The 23,859-nt window shown below is 42.3% G+C and carries 25 protein-coding genes; 6 read left to right on the plus strand and 19 right to left on the minus strand.

The genetic code is table 11. From position 1 onward, the window contains the following. The first annotated feature begins 266 nt into the window (after nt 1-266). Nucleotides 267-635, plus strand: coding sequence for a YugN family protein (locus AC622_RS13485; RefSeq protein ID WP_049671532.1), 369 nt, complete (start codon nt 267-269; stop codon nt 633-635). 39 nt (nt 636-674) lie between these two features. Here AC622_RS13485 and AC622_RS13490 read toward each other — a convergent pair whose 3' ends face one another. From AC622_RS13490 to cyoE, 8 genes are all read right to left on the minus strand, one after another. Beyond that, nucleotides 675-1,178, minus strand: a complete 504-nt coding sequence (locus AC622_RS13490) for a hypothetical protein (protein WP_049671533.1) — start codon at nt 1,176-1,178, stop codon at nt 675-677. 76 nt (nt 1,179-1,254) lie between these two features. Beyond that, entirely contained in the window at nt 1,255-1,722 is a 468-nt protein-coding gene (locus tag AC622_RS13495) for a DUF420 domain-containing protein (protein ID WP_049671534.1), read from the minus strand. A gap of 103 nt (nt 1,723-1,825) precedes the next feature. Further along, complete coding sequence (gene ctaG, locus AC622_RS13500; protein ID WP_049671535.1) at nt 1,826-2,710, minus strand: cytochrome c oxidase assembly factor CtaG; 885 nt, start codon at nt 2,708-2,710, stop codon at nt 1,826-1,828. A gap of 210 nt (nt 2,711-2,920) precedes the next feature. Further along, complete coding sequence (ctaF, locus tag AC622_RS13505; protein ID WP_049671536.1) at nt 2,921-3,253, minus strand: cytochrome c oxidase subunit IVB; 333 nt, start codon at nt 3,251-3,253, stop codon at nt 2,921-2,923. Between the two features lie 6 nt (nt 3,254-3,259). Continuing rightward, complete coding sequence (locus AC622_RS13510) at nt 3,260-3,892, minus strand: cytochrome (ubi)quinol oxidase subunit III (protein ID WP_049671537.1); 633 nt, start codon at nt 3,890-3,892, stop codon at nt 3,260-3,262. Beyond that, nucleotides 3,892-5,772 (minus strand): cytochrome c oxidase subunit I, encoded by a 1,881-nt coding sequence (ctaD, locus tag AC622_RS13515; RefSeq protein WP_049671538.1) that lies wholly within the window; start codon nt 5,770-5,772, stop codon nt 3,892-3,894. Before ctaD ends, AC622_RS13510 begins: the two co-directional genes overlap by 1 nt. A gap of 33 nt (nt 5,773-5,805) precedes the next feature. Beyond that, on the minus strand, nt 5,806-6,876 hold the full coding sequence (gene coxB / locus AC622_RS13520) for a cytochrome c oxidase subunit II (RefSeq protein ID WP_049671539.1): 1,071 nt from the start codon (nt 6,874-6,876) through the stop codon (nt 5,806-5,808). A gap of 90 nt (nt 6,877-6,966) precedes the next feature. Beyond that, a complete protein-coding gene (gene cyoE, locus AC622_RS13525; RefSeq protein WP_442853807.1) occupies nt 6,967-7,929 on the minus strand; it encodes a heme o synthase in 963 nt (320 codons plus the stop codon). A gap of 543 nt (nt 7,930-8,472) precedes the next feature. On the opposite strand from cyoE, the gene AC622_RS13530 reads away from it, so the two are divergent. Beyond that, nucleotides 8,473-9,447, plus strand: coding sequence for a COX15/CtaA family protein (locus AC622_RS13530; protein ID WP_049671540.1), 975 nt, complete (start codon nt 8,473-8,475; stop codon nt 9,445-9,447). A 301-nt stretch (nt 9,448-9,748) separates the two neighbouring features. Here AC622_RS13530 and pyc read toward each other — a convergent pair whose 3' ends face one another. The 3 genes from pyc to AC622_RS13545 all read right to left on the minus strand — a co-directional run bounded on the left by pyc (nt 9,749) and on the right by AC622_RS13545 (nt 14,889). Continuing rightward, on the minus strand, nt 9,749-13,210 hold the full coding sequence (gene pyc / locus AC622_RS13535; RefSeq protein ID WP_049671541.1) for a pyruvate carboxylase: 3,462 nt from the start codon (nt 13,208-13,210) through the stop codon (nt 9,749-9,751). Nucleotides 13,211-13,292: 82 nt separating this feature from the next. After that, a complete protein-coding gene (locus tag AC622_RS13540) occupies nt 13,293-14,501 on the minus strand; it encodes an FtsW/RodA/SpoVE family cell cycle protein (RefSeq protein ID WP_049671542.1) in 1,209 nt (402 codons plus the stop codon). A gap of 106 nt (nt 14,502-14,607) precedes the next feature. Further along, nucleotides 14,608-14,889: a YlaN family protein gene (locus AC622_RS13545; protein ID WP_049671543.1), complete on the minus strand. Its 282-nt coding sequence runs from the start codon at nt 14,887-14,889 to the stop codon at nt 14,608-14,610. A 192-nt stretch (nt 14,890-15,081) separates the two neighbouring features. On the opposite strand from AC622_RS13545, the gene AC622_RS13550 reads away from it, so the two are divergent. Further along, the gene (locus AC622_RS13550; RefSeq protein ID WP_049671544.1) at nt 15,082-15,588 is read left to right on the plus strand and encodes a hypothetical protein; all 507 of its coding nucleotides are present in this window, start codon (nt 15,082-15,084) and stop codon (nt 15,586-15,588) included. A gap of 48 nt (nt 15,589-15,636) precedes the next feature. Here AC622_RS13550 and AC622_RS13555 read toward each other — a convergent pair whose 3' ends face one another. Next, nucleotides 15,637-16,965: a PhoH family protein gene (locus AC622_RS13555; protein ID WP_049671545.1), complete on the minus strand. Its 1,329-nt coding sequence runs from the start codon at nt 16,963-16,965 to the stop codon at nt 15,637-15,639. A gap of 233 nt (nt 16,966-17,198) precedes the next feature. Here AC622_RS13555 and AC622_RS13560 point away from each other — a divergent pair, with 233 nt between their 5' ends. After that, nucleotides 17,199-17,399, plus strand: coding sequence for a YlaI family protein (locus AC622_RS13560; protein ID WP_049672970.1), 201 nt, complete (start codon nt 17,199-17,201; stop codon nt 17,397-17,399). Between the two features lie 52 nt (nt 17,400-17,451). On the opposite strand, the gene AC622_RS13565 is transcribed toward AC622_RS13560, so the two are convergent. From AC622_RS13565 to typA, 3 genes are read right to left on the minus strand one after another with little or no spacing between them, the layout of a single operon-like run. Continuing rightward, nucleotides 17,452-17,742, minus strand: coding sequence for a hypothetical protein (locus AC622_RS13565; protein ID WP_049671546.1), 291 nt, complete (start codon nt 17,740-17,742; stop codon nt 17,452-17,454). Then, entirely contained in the window at nt 17,742-18,077 is a 336-nt protein-coding gene (locus tag AC622_RS13570; RefSeq protein ID WP_049671547.1) for a YlaH-like family protein, read from the minus strand. Before AC622_RS13570 ends, AC622_RS13565 begins: the two co-directional genes overlap by 1 nt. Before the next feature lie 35 nt (nt 18,078-18,112). Continuing rightward, on the minus strand, nt 18,113-19,951 hold the full coding sequence (typA, locus tag AC622_RS13575; protein WP_049671548.1) for a translational GTPase TypA: 1,839 nt from the start codon (nt 19,949-19,951) through the stop codon (nt 18,113-18,115). A 120-nt stretch (nt 19,952-20,071) separates the two neighbouring features. On the opposite strand from typA, the gene AC622_RS21055 reads away from it, so the two are divergent. Beyond that, on the plus strand, nt 20,072-20,248 hold the full coding sequence (locus AC622_RS21055) for a DUF5325 family protein (RefSeq protein ID WP_439803422.1): 177 nt from the start codon (nt 20,072-20,074) through the stop codon (nt 20,246-20,248). Nucleotides 20,249-20,381: 133 nt separating this feature from the next. Here the strand turns inward: AC622_RS21055 and AC622_RS13580 are convergent, their stop codons facing one another. Next, nucleotides 20,382-21,170: an inositol monophosphatase family protein gene (locus AC622_RS13580; protein WP_049671549.1), complete on the minus strand. Its 789-nt coding sequence runs from the start codon at nt 21,168-21,170 to the stop codon at nt 20,382-20,384. A gap of 166 nt (nt 21,171-21,336) precedes the next feature. Beyond that, nucleotides 21,337-21,534 carry a hypothetical protein gene (locus AC622_RS13585; RefSeq protein WP_049671550.1) on the minus strand — a complete coding sequence of 66 codons (198 nt, stop codon included), beginning with the start codon at nt 21,532-21,534 and terminating at the stop codon, nt 21,337-21,339. Nucleotides 21,535-21,709: 175 nt separating this feature from the next. On the opposite strand from AC622_RS13585, the gene AC622_RS13590 reads away from it, so the two are divergent. Continuing rightward, nucleotides 21,710-22,330: a YktB family protein gene (locus tag AC622_RS13590; protein WP_049671551.1), complete on the plus strand. Its 621-nt coding sequence runs from the start codon at nt 21,710-21,712 to the stop codon at nt 22,328-22,330. Between the two features lie 89 nt (nt 22,331-22,419). On the opposite strand, the gene AC622_RS13595 is transcribed toward AC622_RS13590, so the two are convergent. Then, nucleotides 22,420-22,689 (minus strand): UPF0223 family protein, encoded by a 270-nt coding sequence (locus AC622_RS13595; protein WP_049671552.1) that lies wholly within the window; start codon nt 22,687-22,689, stop codon nt 22,420-22,422. Nucleotides 22,690-22,722: 33 nt separating this feature from the next. Further along, on the minus strand, nt 22,723-23,682 hold the full coding sequence (locus tag AC622_RS13600) for an NAD(P)H-dependent flavin oxidoreductase (protein ID WP_049671553.1): 960 nt from the start codon (nt 23,680-23,682) through the stop codon (nt 22,723-22,725). Nucleotides 23,683-23,859: the final 177 nt, after the last annotated feature.

Consider the following 23,859-nt stretch of genomic DNA (forward strand, 5'->3'; position numbering starts at 1 on the left):
ATACGATTACACTTCTGAAAGCTACAGGAAAAAAAAAGATAGTCCGTTCACATTAACCTTAGGACACGGCATCGAGTTAAAGAAAGAATGGCTAAACAGTCATGAAAAAGAAAAAAACACACAAGGAAGAATATTATTTCTGACGAAACAGAGAGAAATATAAACAATTGTTTGCAGTTATGCCAAATTCATACTATTATTAAAAATGAGAATTTCCAAAACTTGTTTATCTTTTGGCTCGTTTACAGGATAGGAGGAATGGAGAAATGAAATTTGAAAATACCGGTTTAGAAAAATACCAAGTTGACCTCAATCGTCTTGATGAGGTGATGCTTGAAAATGGACTTGTTCGTGCTGAACAATGGGATTATGAACGTGTATCCTATGATAAAAAGTTCGAAATCAAGGATGGTACATATTATCTCCGTGTATTCGGCTATGCCGTAGAAGGAGATGTAGGCGCCCACCGTGCGACTATTCAATTATTGACGCCTGTACTTGGGAAACATTATTACCCTCATGGTGTCGAATATGGTGAGAATGAGTATTTCCCTGAATCACTCCAGAAACAATGCGAAACAACCTTGGCTGCTGTTAAAGCTGAGCTCAATGTATTCGTTGAAGTATTCGAATAAATGACTGCAGGCCTTTGGATAGTTCTTAGTATCCGGAGGCTATTTTTCATTTATTTTTCTAATAAACTGCATATAACCACTTTTATTAAAGCAATGAAACCCCTTCTGCTCCAGCATCGATTGCGCCGTACAGGCCCCCTCCCTCATTTCAGTGATTACATAAATGATTTTCTTATTCGCCAAAAAAGAGAGCAGCCAATCGACGCATTCCTCTCCAAAAGCGATTTCATGGTCAAATGTATCAAAGGTAAAGGTAAATTGAACGGTTGTATCATCAGACTTTTTCTTCCCAAGGATCAACTCGCCTATTAGGCTTTTTTTCTCAACATCTATCACGAACCACAGCCAGGACAATGGTTCCCGTTCCTGCTCAAGTCCTTCAATTACATAAGGCAGCGTTGCCTTTGCCTGACTGGTAGGAAAACAATCTGGAATATAGACAGGAGCATTCTTCCTTAAAGCCTCTGCATGCAACAAAAGTGACCTTGCCATTGCTATTGAGCATGGAATAAACACCAAATGCTCCGTTCTCTGATCATTCATGGTCACACCTCCGCATATTCAATAAAAAGGGCCGTCTCTAATTACTATGAGACAGCCCTTTTTTCATATGCTAAATTTATAACCCAAGAATGGCTTTGAACACGCTCGTTGTTTCCCCGCCGCTGTAGATGACATAGAGCAGCAAGTATACAGCCACGCCTGCAAATGCATTTGGTATCCAAATGGCACTCGCTATCGGTCCAATTGTTCTATGCTTAACGAAATTTTTCTTATAGCCGTAATACAAAGACATAATGCCGAGCACGGCTCCGATGGTCGCAAACGTGATATGCATAATCAAGAAAATCGTATAATAAATCTTCAGGGAGTCTGGTCCGCCAAACGCTGTGTTTCCAATGAAGATTGTTCTGCTTGCATAGATGACAAAAAACACAACTGCAAAGACCGCAGCCCAAAACATTAATTTTTCATGTGTTTCTCGATTTTTCTTTTTAATCTGCCAAACACCAAAGCCAACTAAGATGGCACTAATAACAATACAGGCAGTGCTGATCGTCGGCAAAACAGGAATGGAACTGCTCATAATCTTGAACCTCGTTTCTAGCATTTCTATTAACTACTTAAGTTTAAAATATATTCACCTATTTCTCAATGAACATTAAAAATGTTCATCATATTGAAACAACTTACAAATGTCTGACATGAGGGTTAGCCTCTAAATATTGCTCTGTTGCATCATTGCTCTTTTTCGTATCCTCTCTGAACCAGGTGAAGAAAGTTGTAGCCAGGATAATCCCATAAACAATCTCCTGAATGATTTTCATGATTACTCCGCCTGTTTGCTGATCCTCTAATACAGGCATAGAAATGAACATTTCAGGACCGCTTAAATTCAAGCCTGACAGCGTTCCAGCCGGCACACAAAGCTTCAATGCCTCTGCCCATACAGCAGGGTCTGCGTACGTATCATACATGGGTACCTTCGAAAAAATAATCAAGGCACATGCCGGTGTAATTAAGATGCCATTGGCAAAGATATAGCCTATTTTCTTCAAGCCTGACAGACGGACGCTGCCCTCTACCTTATTAACGAGATGCCACCACATGAATAAGGAGGACAGAAATAATATCCCAGTAAATAAGGTATGCAGCACCATATCAACCTTAACCACGTCAAAAATAGATGGAACATGGTAAAAGGAGAAGATTCCATTAAAGAAAATCAGCGTAAACAATGGATTTGAAATCGCAATAAACCATTTCTTAAAGACAAACTTCCTGTAGATCCATTCTGGAATCCCAAGAAGAAGAATCGGCGGAATAACCAAGAACAAGAAAGCCATTTGCACCATATGGACCGAGAATGATAAATGGCCAAGCAAATCAACCGGAGACCCTTTAATGATATAAAAAAGGATCATTGCACTAGTAAAATAAAAACCTTCCTTTTTCTTGAAACTCTCCCTTGATTTGATGTATGTCACATAAAAATACGCAAGGATGATCACCAATGTACTGACTAACAGATACGGGCTCCACAAAGCCTCAAATCCAAATATTCGTATATCCATTTCAAATCCCACCTCTTTCTGACATCATGATTAATTATGCTCGCGGCAGAAATGACAGATTCCTATTTTAAAAGACTCTGTTAAACGGTACGCATCGATTAAGCTAATCTCAAGGAAGCGCAAAAGGAGTACCGTAATACAAATCAATGGTTTAACAGAGCCTTCTAAAAAAATCGGCCTAACGATAGCGTTAAGCCGATTCCCCATTCTTTAGATCCATACAATGAGAACAAAAGCAACAACAGCAGAAAGACCGATTATTAAACCTGTATATAGGAAAGTAGCAATCGTTCCATGCCCCTTTTGACTCATATGCATGAAGTAATACAACTGAAAGATGACTTGTATGATTGCCAAGAGAAGGATGAACGGCTTTACAAACCATTTAGAATAACCGTCATATCCAACCGCAAAGAAGGCAATCACTGTCAGCAGGATCATCATCACGAAGGTAATGACCTGTTGCTTCATATCTTCCGCATGTTTTTTGCGTCTATATTTCAGGGCTTCTTTACTAAGATGAGTATTTGTATGATTTTCCATCTACTATCACCCCACCATTCCCATTAAGTAAACAACCGTGAAAATGAACACCCAAACAACGTCGATGAAATGCCAATAAAGGCTTGCTATATAGAATTTAGGTGCATTATTTAAATTAAGGCCGCGCTTCGAGTGTCTCAGCATTAATGTAATAATCCATAAGAGACCAAACGTTACGTGGGCTCCGTGGAAGCCAACTAATGTATAGAAGGCAGAGCCAAATGCAGAGCTCGTAAATGTATGATTGAACTCATGAACATAATGATTGAACTCATAAATTTCAAGACCAAGGAAGGCCAATCCAAGCACGACGGTCACAAATAACCAGAACTGCATTTGCTTAAAGTCGAAATTCTTCATATGGTACATGGCATACACACTGGTCAAGGAACTTGTCAAAAGGAGCATGGTTGCAATAAAAGCAAGCTCCAATCCATAAATATCAGAGGCAAGTGCCATTTCTTTATTAGCCGGTACACTGTCCTTCAAAGCAAGATAGGTCGCAAACAAGGATGCAAAAAGGACCGTTTCAGCTGCAATAAACAGCCAGAACCCGAGAAACTTATGCTTTCCTTCTTCAGTGAATCGCTCCGGGTGGGATGGCCATGTTTCAGGAGTGAATTTTTGCTGCACTGCCATTATAGATCAACCCCCTTATTGTCATTATGCTCGGAAGCGATTAGGTCTTCTTTATGAATATGATAGCCAGGATCATCCTTGATCGCACGAACCAGCATGGCTATAAAGGTAATCAGTAAACCAATAATCATAACCGGTACAGTCCACTCTTTATCTGTCGCATTGTACAACGCACCAAATGCGGCAATGAATAAACCAAGTGAGATAAAGATTGGCAGAATAGACCCGCTAGGCATATGGATATCTCCAAGCGGTTCAGCCGGTGTCAATGTTTTTCGTCCTTCCATCTTCTCAATCCACCATGTATCATAACCTCTTACAAGTGGTGTCCTGTCAAAGTTATGCTCAGGCGGCGGTGATGGAATAGCCCATTCCAATGTACGACCATCGTGCCATGGGTCGTTACCGACTCTAACATTTTTGATTGAAGTCATGACAATATTAATCAATAGGATAATGACCGCTACAGCCATTAAGAATGCCCCTATCGTAGATATCAGGTTGGCATTATCCCAGCCTTGATCATTCAGATAAGTGAACACACGTCTCGGCATACCAAGCAGTCCGAGGAAATGCTGGATAAAGAATGTCAGATGGAAACCAATTAAGAATAGCCAGAAGGTTACTTTTCCCCAGAATTCATTCAACATCGTTCCAAACATTTTCGGCCAATAGAAATGTGTACCTGCAAGCAGCGCCAGCACAACTCCACCAACGATAACATAATGGAAGTGAGCAACGACGAAATAACTGTCATGATATTGGTAATCTGCAGGTGCTGCCGCATTCATGATTCCCGTTACACCGCCCATTACAAAGGAAGGTATGAAGGCCACTGCATAAAGCATTGGAGTCGTGAACGTAATCTGACCGCCCCACATCGTAAACAGCCAGTTAAAGATTTTAATACCGGTCGGTACAGCGATAGCCATTGTGGCAACCGCAAAGATTGCATTAGCTACTGGTCCAAGACCTACTGTGAACATATGGTGGGCCCAAACCATGAAGCCAAGGAAACCAATCAAAATCGTCGCGAATACCATGGATGAATAACCAAACAATCTTTTCCGAGAGAACGTCGGAATAATTTCTGAGAAGATTCCGAAAGCCGGCAATATAAGAATATATACTTCCGGGTGTCCAAATATCCAGAATAAATGCTCCCAGATAATCGTGTTACCGCCCATAGCAGTGACGAAGAAGTTCGAACCGAACATGCGGTCAAACATCATCAATGTTAATCCTACCGTTAACGGAGGAAACGCGAAAAGAATAAGCGCTGATGCCACGAAAGTCGTCCAAGTGAACAACGGCATGCGCATAAATGTCATTCCAGGGGCACGCATATTGATAATGGTCACTAAGAAGTTAATACCCCCGATTAACGTTCCCATACCTGATATTTGAAGACCAAGTACATAGAAATCAATCCCATGGCCCTCCGATTCAAGAGATAAGGACGCATAAGATGTCCAGCCCGCATCCGGCGCTCCTCCCATAAACCAGCTGAGATTCAAGAAAATCCCGCCGAAGAAGAACAGCCAAAAGCCCAAGGAATTCAAGAATGGAAATGCGACGTCACGCGCCCCGATTTGGAGCGGCATGATGGCATTCATAAAGCCCAATAACAGCGGCATGGCAGCAAGGAAGATCATGGTGGTTCCATGCATCGTAATAATTTCATTAAATGTTCCGCCGCTGATAAAATCATTCTCAGGCTTTGCAAGCTGAATCCTGATAAACATTGCTTCAAGACCGCCTATGAGGAAGAAAAATCCTCCGGCGATTAAATATAACTTGGCGATTTTTTTATGGTCAACCGTTGTCAGGTAATCCCAAATCGTCCCAAGAACCCCTTTTTTCTGAGTAAGAGTACTCACTGATAAACCTCCCCTTTGCAACCTTAGAATCTCTTAATCTTCAACGGATAAGGTTCCCAAGTATTTTGTTAGCGCGTTAATCTGCTCATCGGTCAGTTTTCCGTATGTATCTGTCATTCTGTTACCTTCTTTAACTGACTCAGGATCCTCTAACCATTTCTTTACGTTTTCCTCATTATTCTCGAGATATCCTGCAACGAGTGCACGATCAGCAAAGTTAGCTAAGCTCGGGGCAAGTCTGGCCTGTTCCGGCCTTTGGTCGTTGGAGTCAATGGCATGGCAGCCAATACAGCTCTTGTTGAAAATCTCCTGTCCCTCTTTTGCTGTGGCATCTGTCAATTCCACTTCAGATTGCTTCGTTTCTTTCATTTCCGCAACCCATGCATCATACTCATCCCTTGGCAATGCTTTTACCTTGAAGTCCATCAAAGCATGCGAAGGTCCGCATAGTTCAGCACATTTTCCATAGAACGTCCTTCCAGCCTCTTCACTTTTCCCCTCATTAAACTCAAGCCAGAATTCGTTCACATTATCTGTGTTCGTATCAAGCTTTCCGCCTGCTGAAGGAATCCAGAAGGAGTGCTTAACATCAGATGCCTTTAGATTAAAGTAAACCTTTTCATCAGTCGGCACGACAAGCTCCTGCCCTGTGATGAAGCCGTCATTTGGGTATTCAAACTCCCACCAATATAAACTGGCCCTTACATTAATTTGTACTGCAGTAGGATTCCCATCGGCGTCCTTTCCGTCCTTTGCTGATACGTCTGAGAAATAAAACGTATAGTAAATAGTCGGAACAGCCAATATGATCAATAATACGATTGGGATGACTGTCCAAAGGATCTCCAGCTTATGATTGCCTTCAATCTGCTTCGGAATAGAGTTGTCCCCTTTCTTGCGACGAAACTTTAAAAGTGCGAGAACAAACAAAATTACGACAACTATGATGACTAAAACCATGATGGATGTACTTAAAAGCATTAAGTCATATTGCTTCTTCGCTACCTCGCCTGCAGGGTTCAGCGCTGACAAATACGGTTGCCCGCATCCTGATAAGATTAGCGTGAACACTGCAATCAAGGAAGCAATTCGCCATTTTTTCATAGCAATGATCTACCCCTCTTTCGTGAAAAATTTCTTCTTTCCAAAGGACCATTTATATAATGAATTTCTTAAAGAAAGAACCCCCGTTGTTCAAAAAAGGTTAATCAATGAAATGATAACCATTGTAACGAATGATATCGTTAAATAATTCAAGGAATAAATGAACATCTTGCTAGCCCACTTCAAATCTTCTTCCTTCGTGAATTTCTTCTTAAAGGACAACCCCTTGATACTTAATAGAAGCCAGCCGATGTTCAGCAAAGTAACCAGTACGACAATCGGCATGCCGATAGGCGCCAATAAAACAGGAATTGGCAGCAATAACACCACCCAAACGAGCATATGGACCTTCGTTGTATGGAATCCTTTCACAACTGGAAGCATTGGGATGGCTGCAGCCCGATATTCCTCCGTCCGTTTCATTGCCAGTGCATAAAAATGCGGCGGCTGCCAGACAAACATCAGCAAAAACAGCCCCCAGGCTACTGGATGAAGTGATGGATCGACGACTGCCCAGCCAATTAACGGAGGCATTGCTCCTGATATGCTTCCGACAACCGTATTCGATACAATTTTTCTCTTCGTCCAGATTGTGTACATCACTACGTAAGCAAAAACTCCAAACAATCCAAGCAATGCTGCTGTCGGTGATGCGGCCAATAGCATGAGCGTACCAATTAGTACCATAGCCAGCCCTGTATAAAGAACCTTTAACGGATTAACTTTGCCAGTTACCGTTGGACGTTTCTTCGTCCGCTCCATATAAAGGTCAATATCCCGGTCAATATAATTGTTCAAGCATCCTGACCCGCCGATAATAAGCGCGATGCCGACAACTCCAAGCAAAACAATATCCAAATTAGCAAAAAAATGCTGATCAGTGAAATATAATCCCAGCCAAATACCTGTAAATGCAGTTATAACATTGGAATTGACAATTCCAATCTTAATTAATACCAAAAAGTCCTTCAAAAGAGTGTTCCCCGTTTCCTTCTCCGTTTTCAGGCCTTCTTGGTTTTCAAATGAGGTGTGTGCAGCTGCTTTCGATTCCACGGATGATCCCCCCAATCAATAATAAATTCCAACATATCTATGAAAATTCCATTTCGGCCAAACCGCCAAGCATGCGTTTTCCAATATTTTACCTATATATATTTAAACATAGAAATTGCCTAATATGTGAATGAAATTTGTCTAAATTTTGTAATATGCGTGCCCTTGTCATTATATAGCGGCAAAATTAACCTGTAAATGATTATATTGTGACAATTTGTCAAATATATGAAAAAGCAAACTCTCCCTTATTTCTAACAAACTATACCGGAACTTTCAACTATTAACCCCCTTTAAACCTGTTCTAACTCCTTTTCCCTTTCCTATCGTGAAATATATTCATTCAATATCCTGTAAATCTATTGTCACAAATAACAAGGGAATAGAGCAAAATCGAATATTTCCTTTGTAATTCCCAGAAATATTCATTATGATATGTAAGTAATGATTATCCAAGATTGGTATTTTTATCATATTACATAAGCATGCATCCTTTCATTTTGACCTTTACTCTACTATCTATAAAGCAGGTGTATTATCAACATGCATACAAAGTTAAAATGGTTCTCTGTTATGACGACCTTTGTCATGCTTTGCATCCTCCTCGGGGGAGCACTTGTCACGAAAACCGACTCCGGTATGGGCTGCGGGCGTTCATGGCCACTGTGCCACGGACAGCTGATTCCCGAAAACATCACACCTGAGCTGGTCATCGAGCTGGCTCATCGGGTATTCTCCGGTGTCGGCACATTCATGGTTGCAGGCTTAGCCCTTTGGTCATGGAAGGCAATCGGCCGTATCAGAGAAACAAAATTTCTAGCTGTACTGTCTATTTCATTTCTCATTATTCAGGCATTAATCGGTGCTGCAGCAGTCATCTGGAGCCAATCAGACTTTGTCATGGCCCTTCATTTTGGAATTTCGTTAATTTCTTTTGCTGCCGTGCTGCTTCTCACCCTGCTGATCTTTGAGGTTGACAAAAAATTCGAAGCAGATCAACTGATTATCCCAAGACGGCTTTCTTTTCATTTCATTGCCATAACCATCTATTCTTACCTAGTCATCTACACGGGTGCTCTCGTTCGCCATACGGAGGCAAGTCTTGTCTGCCCAGATTGGCCATTTTGCTTTAATAATGCAGTCGGGTTTAACTATAATATGTACCAATGGATTCAAATGGGGCATCGCCTGGCTGCCGGCCTCTTGTTTATTTGGATTGTTTATCTGGCATTTGTTATCTGGCGTCATCATAGACATATCAAGGTCATGTTTCACGGCTGGAACATTGCCCTCATACTTGTTTCTTTACAAGTGATTGCCGGCGCCTTTATTATCTATACCCGTTCAAACCTTTATATAGCCTTAATGCATGCATTATTCATCTCATGTCTTTTCGGTCTCTTTTCTTACTTTCTTTTACTCGTGTCAAGAAACCGGAAGAATAGTCAGAGACTTTCTGCTGCAGACCGGAGCAATCCGAACAAGGAGCATTCAGATAAAACCTATACGGCCTTATGACGGATCATACATCCGATTCCTATCGATGCTTAATAGTGAGTTACCATCTAAACAAAAGGCTCTGTTAATTCAAGGTGTTGATTTTCGTTGCAGACGGCTGCGCACCTAGGGGCACTCGGGGAGCCTCCTTGAGTGCTTGTTCACATCTGCAGGGTCTCCCTGTCCGCTAATCTAAGCAAGGCGTCAACCGCCTTCCACCACATTCGACGGTATTCTCATATCTCAACATTCATCGTTAACAACACCACAAAAAAAAGCTGTACACCTGCTACTAACACAGATGTACAGCTTTATTCATGATTTATTTTTCCATTTCAAGCAATAGATCTCCGGTTTCTACTGCTTCACCGCTCACTACGTTAATCATTTTGATAACTCCGTCAAATGGGGCTTGTACAGTAGTTTCCATTTTCATCGCTTCAGTGATCATTAAATGATCGCCTTTTTTTACATGGTCTCCCTTTTGTACATTTACCTTCACGACAGTTCCTGGCATCGTAGCCCCAAGCTGTCCCGGGATGGAAGGGTCACTTTTCCTTTTGGTAACGGCCGTTGACTTAACGCTTTCGTCCTTAATCGACACTTCCCTAGCCTGTCCATTCAACTCAAAATACACGGTTCTCGTTCCATCAGCAAGTGGTTCGCCAATAGAGATTAATTTAATAATCAGTGTCTTGCCTCTTTCAATTTCAACCTCAATCTCCTCGCCTACTCTCATACCGTAATGGAAGGACGGCGTATCCAAAACAGAAAGGTCTCCATACGTATTTCTAGCTGTTTCGTAATCCAGAAACACCTTTGGATAAAGCGCATAGGCAAGCACATCGAACTGTGTAGCAGGATGAGTCAATTTAGCATCAAGCTCATCTTTTAATTGCTCGAAATTTACATCCTCTAAAAGCTCTCCTGGGCGGACCGTTATCGGCTCTTGCCCTTTTAGGATTACCCTTTGAAGTTCCTCAGGGAACCCACCATACGGCTGGCCAAGCTGACCGCTGAATAATTCGATGACTGAATCAGGGAAGTCAAGTGAATCACCATGTTTTAGTACATCCTGCTCTGAGAGGTGATTTTGCACCATGAATAGAGCCATGTCACCTACAACCTTTGAGGAAGGCGTTACTTTTACCAAATCTCCAAACAAGATGTTTACGCGGGCATACATTTCTTTTACTTCATCCCATCGGTCGGATAGCCCTACACCCTTCGCCTGCTGCTGCAGATTCGAGTATTGTCCTCCCGGCATCTCATGCTGATACACTTCTGTATGCGGGGACTTCATGCCGCTCTCAAAGTCCTGATAATAGCTTCTAACGCCTTCCCAGTATTGAGATAATTGCTCCACTGCCGCAATATCTGTCTGTGGCTGCCTTGGGTTCCCTTCCAGTGCATAATACAGCGTATTCAATCCAGGCTGAGAGGTTAATCCAGCCATGGAGCCAAGCGCGGTATCGACGATATCTACTCCTGCATCAATAGCCCTTGTATACTGGAAGATTCCATTTCCGCTCGTATCATGTGTATGAAGATGAATAGGCAGTTCAACAGCCTCTTTAAGCTCAGACACTAATCGGTACGCTGCTTCAGGCTTCAGCAGGCCAGCCATATCCTTAATAGCAAGAATATGGGCCCCTTGTGCTTCCAGCTCCTTTGCCAGCTCCTTATAATAATTCAAGTCATACTTTGTTCTTGTTGGGTCCAAGATGTCTCCTGTATAGCAAATCGCAGCCTCTGCCACCCGATTCACATCACGGACTGACTCAATGGTCTTCTCCATCCCCTTCACCCAGTTCAAACTATCAAAAATACGGAAAACGTCTACACCAGCATAGGCCGATTTCGTAACGAACTCTTTAATGCAATTATCTGGATAATTGCTATAGCCGACCGCATTGGAAGAACGAAGCAGCATTTGGAATAACAGATTCGGCATTTCCTGTCTCAGCTTTAATAACCGCTCCCACGGGTCCTCCTTCAAGAATCGATAAGCTACATCAAATGTTGCTCCACCCCACAGTTCCATCGAGAACAAATTCGGCAGGAGCTTGGCTGTCGGCTCAGCGATGCGCAGCATATCCTGTGTCCGTACACGTGTTGCCAGCAAGGATTGGTGTGCATCCCTGAATGTCGTATCCGTAATAAGGACCTTCTTTTGTTCCTTTACCCATGCCGCTAATCCTTCAGGTCCTCTTGAATCAAGCAATTGCTTTGTTCCTGATTCATGGCTAAACCCCTTTGGGAGAGCAGGGATTTTGACCGGATCAAAATGCGGCTTTTCCTTTTTACCGATTCCTGGGAAGCCGTTCACAGTGACATTGGCTAAGTAGTTCAACATCTTTGTTCCCCGGTCCTTTTGTTCTGGAAAGACAAAGAGCTCAGGTGTCATATCGATAAAGGATGTGTCATATTCGCCCTTTAAAAATTTCTCATGTCTTATAACATTCTCAAGAAACGGGATATTCGTTTTTATGCCGCGAATCCGGAATTCACGAAGATTGCGGAGCATTTTCGCACTAGCCTGTTTAAATTCAGACGCATGGGTAGAAACCTTTACAAGCAAGGAATCATAATAAGGAGTAATGACTGACCCTTGATAAGCATTGCCTGCATCAAGGCGAACACCGAAGCCGCCTCCTGAACGGTATGCTTTAATGCGCCCTGTGTCCGGCATGAAATGATTCAGTGGGTCCTCGGTTGTTACCCTTGCTTGAATGGCATACCCATTTATTTTTAGATTCTCTTGAGCAGGGATATGCATATACTTGTCATGCAATCGATGTCCCTCGGCTATCATGATTTGCGACTGGACAATATCCACTCCTGTAATCATTTCCGTAATTGTGTGCTCTACCTGAACGCGAGGATTGACCTCAATGAAATAAAACTCATCTCCAGAAACGAGGAATTCAACCGTGCCAGCATTAACATACTGGACATTCTCCATTAATTGAACAGCCGCACGGCAAATTCTCTCCCGCAAGTCTGTGGATAAGGAAACGCTCGGTGCTACTTCAACGACTTTTTGATGGCGGCGCTGTACGGAGCAGTCACGCTCAAATAAATGAACGATATCTCCATATTGATCCCCAAGAATCTGGACCTCGATATGCTTAGGATTCTCGATGAATCGTTCCACATAGACTTCATCACTTCCAAACGAAGCCTTTGCTTCAGATTTAGCACGCTGATAGCCTTCTTCAATTTCACTCTCCTGCCGGACAATTCTCATCCCTCGTCCGCCGCCGCCAAGAGCAGCTTTAATGATTATCGGGAAGCCATTTTCCTTCCCGAAACGGATGACGTCATCCAACCCGGATACAGGGCCGTCACTACCTGGAATAATTGGAATACCAGCAAGCTTCGCCTGTTCCTTCGCCTCCACCTTGTCGCCAAACATATCCAGATGCTTTATCCCAGGACCGATGAAAATGAAACCTTCCTCATGACAGCGCTTGGCAAACTCAATATTTTCTGACAAGAACCCATATCCCGGATGGATGGCATCCGCACCGCTCATTTTCGCAATTTCAAGAATACCCTCGATATCAAGATAGGCATCAATCGGCTTCTTACCAGCACCGACCAAATAAGCTTCATCTGCTTTATAGCGGTGATAAGAAATGTAATCCTCCTTCGAATAGATTCCAACAGTCCGGATACCGAGCTCATTGCAGGCCCTGAACACACGAATAGCAATCTCTCCGCGATTTGCTACAAGAACCTTTTTTATTTTTTTCTTTTTTAAATCCTCTGTCTTCTTCATCAAGTTACCACTCCTCTAGCAGCTATTCTTTGCTGTTTTCTGTAAAAAAGACATAAAAAATGAGCAGGACACTTGTCCCTGCTCACAATTTACTACTTATCATCCGCTTATCATCCATTTGTTCCGGGACGGCTTGTCCTTTCTTATAAAAAGCATCATACCTCGTCTTCATGGATACATTTACCAATATCCCAACTGATAGGAATAACTGAATAAGCGATGAGCCCCCATAACTGATAAACGGAAGAGTAACACCTGTAATCGGGATTAAACCAGTGATTCCCCCTAAGTTAATCATAGACTGAATGCCAATCATACTGGAAATTCCTGCTGCCAGCATACTTCCGAAAGGATCGTCGCTCTTAATGGCTGTACGGATCCCCTTCAGCACAATTGTCGCAAGGCAGATAATGACAAATGCCACACCAATCAAGCCAAGCTCTTCAGAAATAACAGCCATAATAAAGTCTGTGTGCGGCTCAGGCAAATACCCGTATTTCTGGGTGCTTTGTCCGAAGCCGACGCCAGTCAGACCGCCGTTACCGATAGCCACATATGAATTGACCAACTGGTATCCTTCATATTTCTCCGTAGAGAAAGGATCAAGGAAACCCGTGAACCTTTCTAAACGCTTCTCTGTGAAGATCTTATCTTTATTCAAGATGATGACTGGTATCGCGATCAGAATCGTTCCCAAAAGGATAGAAAGAAGCTTTGCAAAGCTCTTCCAATTCATTCCTGAACAAATGATAATCGTACAAGCGACCATAAAGATAATCATCGCCGTCCCAATATCCGGCTGCAGAACAATTAGCCCGCAGACGATTAATAAATAAACCAGCGGAGGAATGACTCCTTTATTAAATACGTTTATGTATTTCTGCTTTTTGGAATAGACAGCAGACAGGTAAATAATCACGCCAAGCTTAACAAACTCAGATGGCTGCAGGCTCCCAAGCGCTCCTAGCTTAAACCAGCTTTCTGCATTCCCGGCTGTATGACCGAAGAACTGCAAGGCAAACAGTCCAACAATGGAGCCGAACACAAGAGGCACCAATACTTTATTTGATTTATACAGCGGATAAGGAATGATTGCCATAATCGTAAAGAGAATTAAGCCGATGACTAAATGCCGAATTTGCTTCATATAGAAAAAATCGCTCGGCAAGTCCCATCTAGCTACAGCTGTCACCATACTTGAGCTGTATACCATAACAAGCCCAAAAATGCTCAAAACGAGAATGACAGCAATAAGCGTATAATCATACGATCTTACTATTCGTTTTAACATCATAATCATCCTTGCTCTAATTCGCATAGTGAATTTTGGTGTGTCATACATATTTATAAAACAAAAAACTCAAACAAATACTGTATCGTTTGAGTTTCGACTCTACTTATTTTCTCATGGAAGCATCATGAAGAGCGGATAATTCCTTCTCCAGAAACTCTAGCAAGCCTTTGCCGTCTTGTTCCTCTATTAACCCTAATCTAACAGCAAAGTCAATTTCTCTGGATAAGCCAAACATTTGTGTATCCAAAACCTCTTCATACAAAGGACATTGAGGCATAGTCAAGTTATCCATTTGAACCTTAATAAGTTTAAATATTTTATCAGCATCGGCCTTGAGTAATGCGTAGGCCTTTTCTTGATGATTGACAAGGATATCAGATGTCAATGTACAATCCCCCCATTATGGCCCAATGAACCAATCTATTATAAAATTTTACCCTTAAAACCCCAAAAATGCAAGGACAGTGAGGCAGACAATTACTCTTTTATGTAAAAAAACAAGAATGTAAGATAGACGCGTATTACTGTACAAGAATTTGCAGGAATTATAAGATTAATAGGTAAAGGAGTGAGTGGGATGGCAGAAGTCATACAGATTAAAGGTAATGTGAAATACCCGATTTATATTGATGCAGGTGTTTGGATATTCGATGAGCGAAAATTCAATATAGAGGACTGGCATCCTGAAGAGCATTCAAAGGATGACAGCGAGCATGAGAGCTATTTGAAATCCGTCTCTTCCCAATGGGACAAGGAAATCATTGAGGGCTCCTCACCTCCTCCAAGCGAAAAACCTGCCCGAAAGACGAAAAAGCAGGAGCTTCTTGAAGGAAATTTTGTCATCGCTTTCAAGCCGTTTATTTTGAATACTGAACCTATGCCTGATGCTGCCAAGGTCATCATACATACCCGCACAGAAGAGCTGGAGTATCCTTTAGAAGAAGCCTTGGCTTTTATCGCCGGCTTCTCCTCAAATGGCAAACCGCTCTCACATGAAGAGGGAGGACCCCTTTACCTCTACAAAGGGGATGGCTCTAATCGAAATGAGCCCATTAAGAATATAATAAGCATTACGGTTATCTAAAGGATAGGGAGCACCAATTAAAAGGTGCTCCCTATTATTAATATCACCTTACAGCAGATCTGCAGCCAGCTGGGCCAGTTCAGAACGTTCTCCCTTTACCAGGTTGACATGCCCTGCAATCGGCTCCCCTTTAAACTTCTCAAGAACATATGTCAATCCATTATTCCCTTCATCTAAATAGGGGTGGTCGATTTGTGCAGGGTCGCCAAGAAGAATAATCTTGCTGCGCTCCCCTACCCTCGTCATGATGGTTTTAACCTCATGCTTCGTCAGGTTCTGAGCCTCATCCATGACGATGAAGCTGTCCGGCAGACTCCTGCCTCGTATATAAGTCAGCGCCTCTACTTCGATGGAATGGATACCAGCTAGAATGGAATCTAGTTCTCCTGGTTTCTTTGTATTGAACAAGTACTCGAGATTATCATAGATAGGCTGCATCCACGGTCTCAGCTTCTCTTCCTTTTCTCCGGGCAGAAACCCAAGATCCTTTCCCATTGGCACGATTGGCCTTGATACAAGAAGCTTATTGTACTCCCCTAGATCTTCGGTTTGCAAAAGAGCTGCAGCTAGAGCTAACAGGGTCTTTCCTGTACCTGCCTTACCAGTCATTGTTACAAGCTGGATATCCTTTCTCAGAAGCAATTCAAAAGCCATATGCTGTTGAGCATTGCGTGGTTTTACTCCCCATATTTGCTCATGGTTGTATCTCGACTTCACTATTCTATCTCCGTCTCGTACAATCCCAATGGCTGACAAAGAGGGAACCTCATGGTTTTTCATGATGATAAACTGATTTGGGTATACCGTTTCACCAATCAATGCATCCTCAAGAGGGATTTCCCCTTTAGAGTAGAATTGATTGATTGCCTCCCGTTTTACATAAGCCTCTTTGAAGCCTGCATACTGCTGATTAACCGTTACAACACGGTCACTTAAGAAATCCTCCGCAATCAAGCCGATAACATCTGCCTTCACTCTCATTAATATATCCTTTGAAACGAGTATAACGGCTTTTCCATCTGCTTTGCTCTCTTCTTCCAGAGAAAGATTTTTTGCAACCGCCAATATACGGTTATCATTTGATTTCTCAAGGAAATAATCCTGAACATTTTGGATCGAGCGATGATTCAGTTCTATCTTCAGCTTCCCGCCATTATGCAAAGGGATTTTCTCATGCAATTTCCCGGTCGTTCGAAGCTGGTCAATCAATCTTGACACATAGCGTGCATTCTTTCCTACTTCGTCTAGATTTCGCTTCTTTGAATCCAATTCCTCTAACACAACTGCCGGAATAACCACCTCATTATCAGAGAATGAATAAATTGACATTGGATCTTGCAGCAGCACATTCGTATCCAGAACATAGATTTTGCTCAAACCATATCCTCCTGTCCCCAGTAAATTATCCAGCCATGTTTTTTATTTCAATAACAATTTATGTCCGGGACAATCTTCATGCTCAAATATATGAGCTTTCATTCAAAAAAAGACGGCTATGACAAAAAAGACAAAATTCCGAGCCAGGTCATCACCCAAAAAACGTCCGTCCTCTCTACAAGCTTCTGCAAAAATGATATACTGGTGGAAGAGAAATGGATTGGGGTGTTAACATGAGAGTGAAATGTGTGATTTGCGATAAAATCGAATCCATCGAGGACGAAACATTGATGGCCAAAAGGCTTCGCAATCGTCCCATTCATACATATATGTGCAACGAATGCAGTGAACGTATAACAGAGCGTACGAACGATAGGAAGGAAACCGGGAAATTCCGCCTGTATCGTGCCGCAAAAAACGAGGATAATTGGTAAAAGGCGAAATGTGTATAAAAAAAAGAGAAATGGATGATCCATTTCTCTTTTTTTATTCGGAAGGAAATTGTTCATAGCGTTCCGGATATTTAAGAATCTGCTTAAGCATGACCTCAACCATCTCCTCACGGTAGCGGAACTGATCTTCCTTTCCATCCTTTGTGAAGACGACTGTATACCAGCCGTCCTTTTTCTCATAGGCATAACGGTCAATCCCGTGATCCTCCTCTAAGTTCTTCTCGAACATTTGAACGGTGTCACGTGCTGCCGTATCATCAGGCCTGACATCATAAACGATTCGAATGGTAAGCCAATTATAGACCGCATCCATTAGAACATTCATCAGCCAGCATCCCTTCCTTCTTCCTCAATCTCCCGTCTCATTTCTTTATGAAGGCGGTATTTATAAAGCGCTAGGAATACTGCCGCCACTGCCAATACTTCTGTAACCGGCAGAAACAAAGCAAGGAAGGTAAGGAAAGAACAAGAAAAAGCCATGATCCCATAGACAACGATTGTTTTCCCCCATGATAGCTTTCTCGCAAAGCCAAGCTTAAAAACTAAGCCGCTAAGTAGAACAATGGTCAAGTATAACGCCCACATTCCAATCTTCGTATACGCTGGGTCACCTACCCTGTATAACTCGGCAAAGAACGGCAAATTACTTGTAATATCCACTCTAAATAGCACTCCCTCTCCCCAAAAGGTAATGATTATTCAGCGAGTTTCTTCTTCTTAGCTGCCTTTTCACGTTCATTTTTCTCAAGGATTTTCTTACGCAGACGGATGGATTCTGGAGTAACCTCGCAGTATTCATCATCGTTCAAATATTCAAGCGCTTCTTCAAGTGACATGATTCTTGGTTTCTTCATTGTCACCGTGTTATCCTTGGTTGCTGAACGTACGTTAGTTTGTTGTTTCGCACGAACAATGTTTACAGTCAAATCATTCTCACGGTTATGTTCTCCGACAATCATTCCCTCATAGATTTCCGTACCCGGCTCAACAAAGATTACGCCGCGGTCCTCTACTTGGATGATACCATATTGGGTTGCTTTTCCTGTCTCCATGGAAACAAGCACCCCTTGTCTTCTTCCGCCTACTTGACCAGCTTGCATTGGCTGATAAGAATCGAATGTATGGTTCAAGATTCCATATCCGCGTGTCAATGTAAGGAATTCAGTTGTATATCCAATCAATCCACGGGATGGAACATTAAACACAAGGCGAACTTGTCCGCTTCCGTTATTGATCATATCAAGCATTTCGCCTTTTCTTTCCCCGAGAGATTCCATAATGGCACCTGTATACTCTTCAGGGATATCCACTTGAACACGCTCAACAGGCTCACATCTTACGCCATCAACTTCACGGATAATAACTTCAGGTTTTGAAACTTGAAGCTCATATCCCTCACGGCGCATATTCTCAATCAAGATTGATAAGTGAAGCTCACCACGTCCGGATACGATCCACGCATCTGGAGAATCTGTTGGATCAACTCTCAATGATACATCCGTTTGAAGCTGTGCCATTAAGCGTTCTTCGATTTTACGGGATGTTACCCATTTCCCTTCACGGCCTGCAAATGGGCTGTTATTGACGACAAATGTCATTTGAAGGGTAGGCTCATCAATACGAAGCACTGGCAGCGGATCTTGAGCATCAACAGGACAGACGGTCTCACCGACATTGATGTCCTCCATTCCGCTGACAGCAACTAAATCACCAGGGAATGCCTCATCAATTTCCACACGTTTTAATCCTTGGAATCCAAAGATTTTTGTTACACGGAAGTTTTTCGCTGTACCATCAAGTTTCATCAAGGAGACTTGCTGACCAACTTTCATGGTTCCGCGGAAAACACGTCCGATTCCAATTCTTCCTAAGTAGTCGCTGTAATCAAGAAGGGCTACTTGGAATTGTAGTGGCTCTTCACGGTTGTCAACAGGAGATGGAATGTTTTGAACGATTGATTCAAACAAGCATTCCATATTCTCTTCCTGATCAGCTGGATCCGGGCTTAATGATGCCGTTCCGTTAATACCTGAAGCATAGATGACAGGGAATTCCAATTGGTCTTCTGTCGCGTCAAGCTCGATGAATAAATCAATAACCTCATCGACTACTTCCTCCGGTCTTGCAAAATCACGGTCGATTTTATTGACGACAACGATTGGTGTCAATTTTTGCTCAAGCGCTTTTTTCAAAACGAAGCGTGTTTGCGGCATACAGCCTTCATACGCATCGACGATTAAAAGTACGCCGTCAACCATTTTCATGATCCGTTCTACTTCGCCGCCAAAGTCAGCATGTCCAGGTGTATCCAAAATATTGATACGTGTATCTTTATAGTTAACCGCCGTATTTTTAGCCAGGATGGTAATACCGCGTTCTCTTTCAAGATCATTTGAATCCATTGCACGTTCAGCGACCTGCTCATTTGAACGGAATGTACCAGCTTGTTTTAACAGCTGATCCACCAATGTAGTTTTACCATGGTCAACGTGAGCAATAATCGCTATATTCTTAATATCATTTCTGTATTGCAACCTATTTCAACTCCCAGTTTTTATGCATATTGTAACCAACCTTCCCATTATACCATACTGAAAGTAGAAAACCGCCAACATTTTGTGTACAATGATGATTAAGATTGGAGTGTGATACTTTTGAATATTAAAATTGTTTTCTTAGCTTTATCCCTATTGGCTGTTGCCAGCCTTTCGGGCATTGCCATCTCCATTTCCGAGGGAAGTGCCGTTTTTAGCATGATCAGCTTAGCTGCATTCATCGCAATTATGGGCAGCGGATTCACCCTAAAGAAACGCTGGAGAGAAAAATTATAAAGCCGTACGATACAATAATTAGGCAATTCTCCCACATTTTATCTATTTTTGCAACAAAAAAGCATCCGCTATTAAACCGGATGCTCCAATTAACGCCGGCAAGCCTATTCCTGCCGGCGTTTTCCATGCTTATTCACGTTAAATAATGCTCCATGATAACTTTGTGAAGCTGTGGAGTAGTCGCTATCAGCGAGCTCTTATTCAAATAATCAATAGGGCTTCCATGAAGATCCGTCACTATACCGCCGAGCTCTTCAATGATAATCGTTCCCCCGGCAAAATCCCATGGGGCGAGACGCATGGAAATATAGGCGTTCATCCTCCCAGTAGCCACATAAATCAGCTCTAAAGCTGCTGATCCGTATGACCTTGTCCCCCGCACGTCTCTAACAAGCTTAGCAGTGATATTCTTATCGATTTTCTTATTATCTGTCAGCCATATGGCGTTCAGCCCAACAATGGATTCTTCAAGCTTCGCCTCCTGCATAGGGGCTATTTTCTTTTCGTTCAAGTAGGCCCCTTCTCCTTTAATGCAGTGATACAATTCATCATGAACCACATCATAAATCAGACCGATCCTTCCAATGCCATTCTCTACAATTCCAATAGAGATAGCAAAGTTTCTTTGCTGGTGCACAAAATTCATTGTCCCGTCAATCGGGTCGATAATCCACACTATGCCCTCCAGCTCCTTTAGATCATGGCCAGCCCCCTCTTCCCCAAGCACCTTATGCTCAGGGAAGCGCTCAGCAATTCGCTTCAAGAAGAACTGTTCAACATCCTTGTCCATATTCGTGACTAAATCATTCATGTTTGATTTCGTTTCTATATTCAGGCTCGTTTCAAAGGAATGGATAATTCTCTGACCGGCTTCTTTCATCCATTGAACGGCTTGTGCATGTATTTCTTTCATACCTGCCATTTCTCCCACCTCAAATCCAAAAGTCCTTCAGACCTTATTATGTATATAATTTACAGTTTAATCCCGTCAGGCAAAATAAACAAGAAAAGACAGACCATGAAAGATGAACATGAAATCCGTCTTTTCCGCTTGCTTTTCGCATCAAAATTGCCTTTGTACGTATCAATCAAATCGCTTTTAAGCGCATCAATTCTCTTCGTATTCTTTCAAGTTTTTGCTTTGATTTCGTCTTTTGCTTTTCATTTTGCTGCTCCATTGCCTCAAATAAGGTGGCAAGCTCATAGTCCATTTCCATTCTAAGGACCGCTTTCCGATGTCTTTCTACTTCCGTCGCTTTTAAAACATGATTGACTGCTTGTTTCATAGAAATCCACTCCTTAATATATTTGAAAATTCAGTTATTTAATTGTAATTTGTATATAGTATGTCTTCCTCAATACATTTGCAACCAAAATGCACAGATGCCCAGTTACCCAAGCTTTATCCTATTTCTCCATAGTATTCTTATGGTAAAATAAACGAGAATAGGAGGGAAACTTATGACATTCAAAGGCTTTACGAATGATGATTTTAATGTATTTCAAATAGATGGTTTAGATGCACGGATGGATGCGATTAAAACAATCATCCGCCCTAAGTTCGAACTGTTAAGCGATGTATTTACGGAAGAGCTTTCAGTATTAACAAAAGAGCCCATGTATCCTCACATTGCTAAGCATGCCAGACGCACCATCAACCCGCCTAATGATACGTGGATTGCCTTTTCTTCCAATCCGCGCGGCTACAAAATGGTTCCTCACTTCCAAATAGGACTATGGGAAACCCATTTATTTATTTGGTATGCTGTCATTTATGAGGCAAAAGGGAAAGAACCGATAGGACAGCACTTTTTATCAAGAACACAAGAAATCCAAGAATCCATCCCGGCAAATTACGTCTGGTCAATCGATCATATGAAACCCGATGTCATTCATCATGATACTTTATCCACAGAAGATTTAAACAAGATGTTTGAGAGATTGGCTACTGTGAAGAAGGCGGAGCTTCTATGCGGTTTCCAGCTATCTCGTGACGAGGCTGTTAAGATTCCCGGGGATGAATTAATTGAGATGATCCGTGATGTGTTTGTACATTTATTACCCCTCTATAATGTCGAATAAACTCAAAAAACATGGAGGGACTGTTTAGAAAAACAGTCCCTCCATGTTTATATTTTCATTTGTGTGCTTCTTTTGAAAGAAGGCGCCATTTACATTCTGACAAGCTCTCCATCCTGGCTTTTCTTGGCTTTCTGCATAGCTCGATAGCTTGAGTAACCGCTCACTTCCTCAAACTCGCCGCACACTTTCTTCTCCTCCGCTATGGAAGGAACAATCTGCTTAAAATCCTTATAAAGCATCATTAACTCTTCACGTGGAATGCCTTTCTCATAGGCTTTTTCAATTCCTTGAAAGTATGAAATTACCTTAACGATTTCATCTGTTTTCCACGTATAATCGATTGGATATTGATAATCCATGCTATACACCTCTTCTGTCATATTCTTCGTTTGTCAGCTGTATTGCCATCGGGTTCGGATTACCTTGGCTTGGCTCAGCATTTGGTCAAACAACTCCTCGACGGTCGGCTCATCAGATATAAGCCCAATCGCCTGTCCAGCCCAGCCAAAGCCTGCCTCATGGTTCCCTTCATAAATAAATTTCTTATTCGTCTCCCCACTAATATAATCCTTCAGATCTTCATATGTACAGCTTTTACTCTCCATTGAAAGAATGGAGGCCGTGTGTGCATTGGAAATAGCTCTGCCAGGAGTTCCAAGGGTTTTCTTGATCACGACAGTGTCCTTCTCTGTCCCGTGGATAATCGCTTCTTTATAGGCAGGATGAGCGTGGACACATTCCTTCACTGCAATAAAACGGGTACCCATTTCAATCCCTTCCGCTCCAAGTGCTAGAGCAGCCATCATTCCCCTTCCATCTGCGATACCTCCTGAAGCAACAACTGGAATCGAAACGGCATCCACCACTTTAGGTACAAGAACCATCGTGCTCAGCTCATCTCTTCCAAGATGTCCCCCGCCCTCATTTCCAACGACCATTACGGCATCTGCCCCAAGCTCCTCTGCTTTGACAGCTTGTCTGACTCCAGCCGTCAAAACAAGCTTCTTCACGGAAGTCCCTTTTAGCATATTTAGAAAGGCAGCTGGATTACCGCCAGTTACGGACATGGCTTCAATACCTTTATCTACAGCAATTTGAACAAACCTTTCATAATGCCTTCCATGTGTCCCAATCGCAAAGTTAACCCCAACCGGCTTATCTGTCAATATCCGTACTTTATCAATCTCCTCAGCCAGCTCCTCTGGACTGCCTAATGATAAGGCCGTAATTTGACCTAGCCCGCCAGCATTTGATACAGCTGCCGCTAAATCAGAATAGGCCAAATAGGCAAGTCCCCCCTGAATGATTGGCAGTTTAATTCCGAGTAAATCCGTTAATCTCGTTTCCCACATACCATTCCCTCCCCGCAATGATTGTATCCCCTTGAAATCCTTCTTGTACACACCTATTATACAATACTTTCCATATCCATTTTCATCCATTATGAACTCAGGACGAAACAAAAAGGGCAGCCTGCAATAAGCAGCGGCTGCCTTAGCTCTTAACATAGATGATTTCTTAGTCAGATT

It is taken from the genome of Bacillus sp. FJAT-27916, assembly GCF_001183965.1.
Lineage (GTDB): Bacteria > Bacillota > Bacilli > Bacillales > Pradoshiaceae > Pradoshia.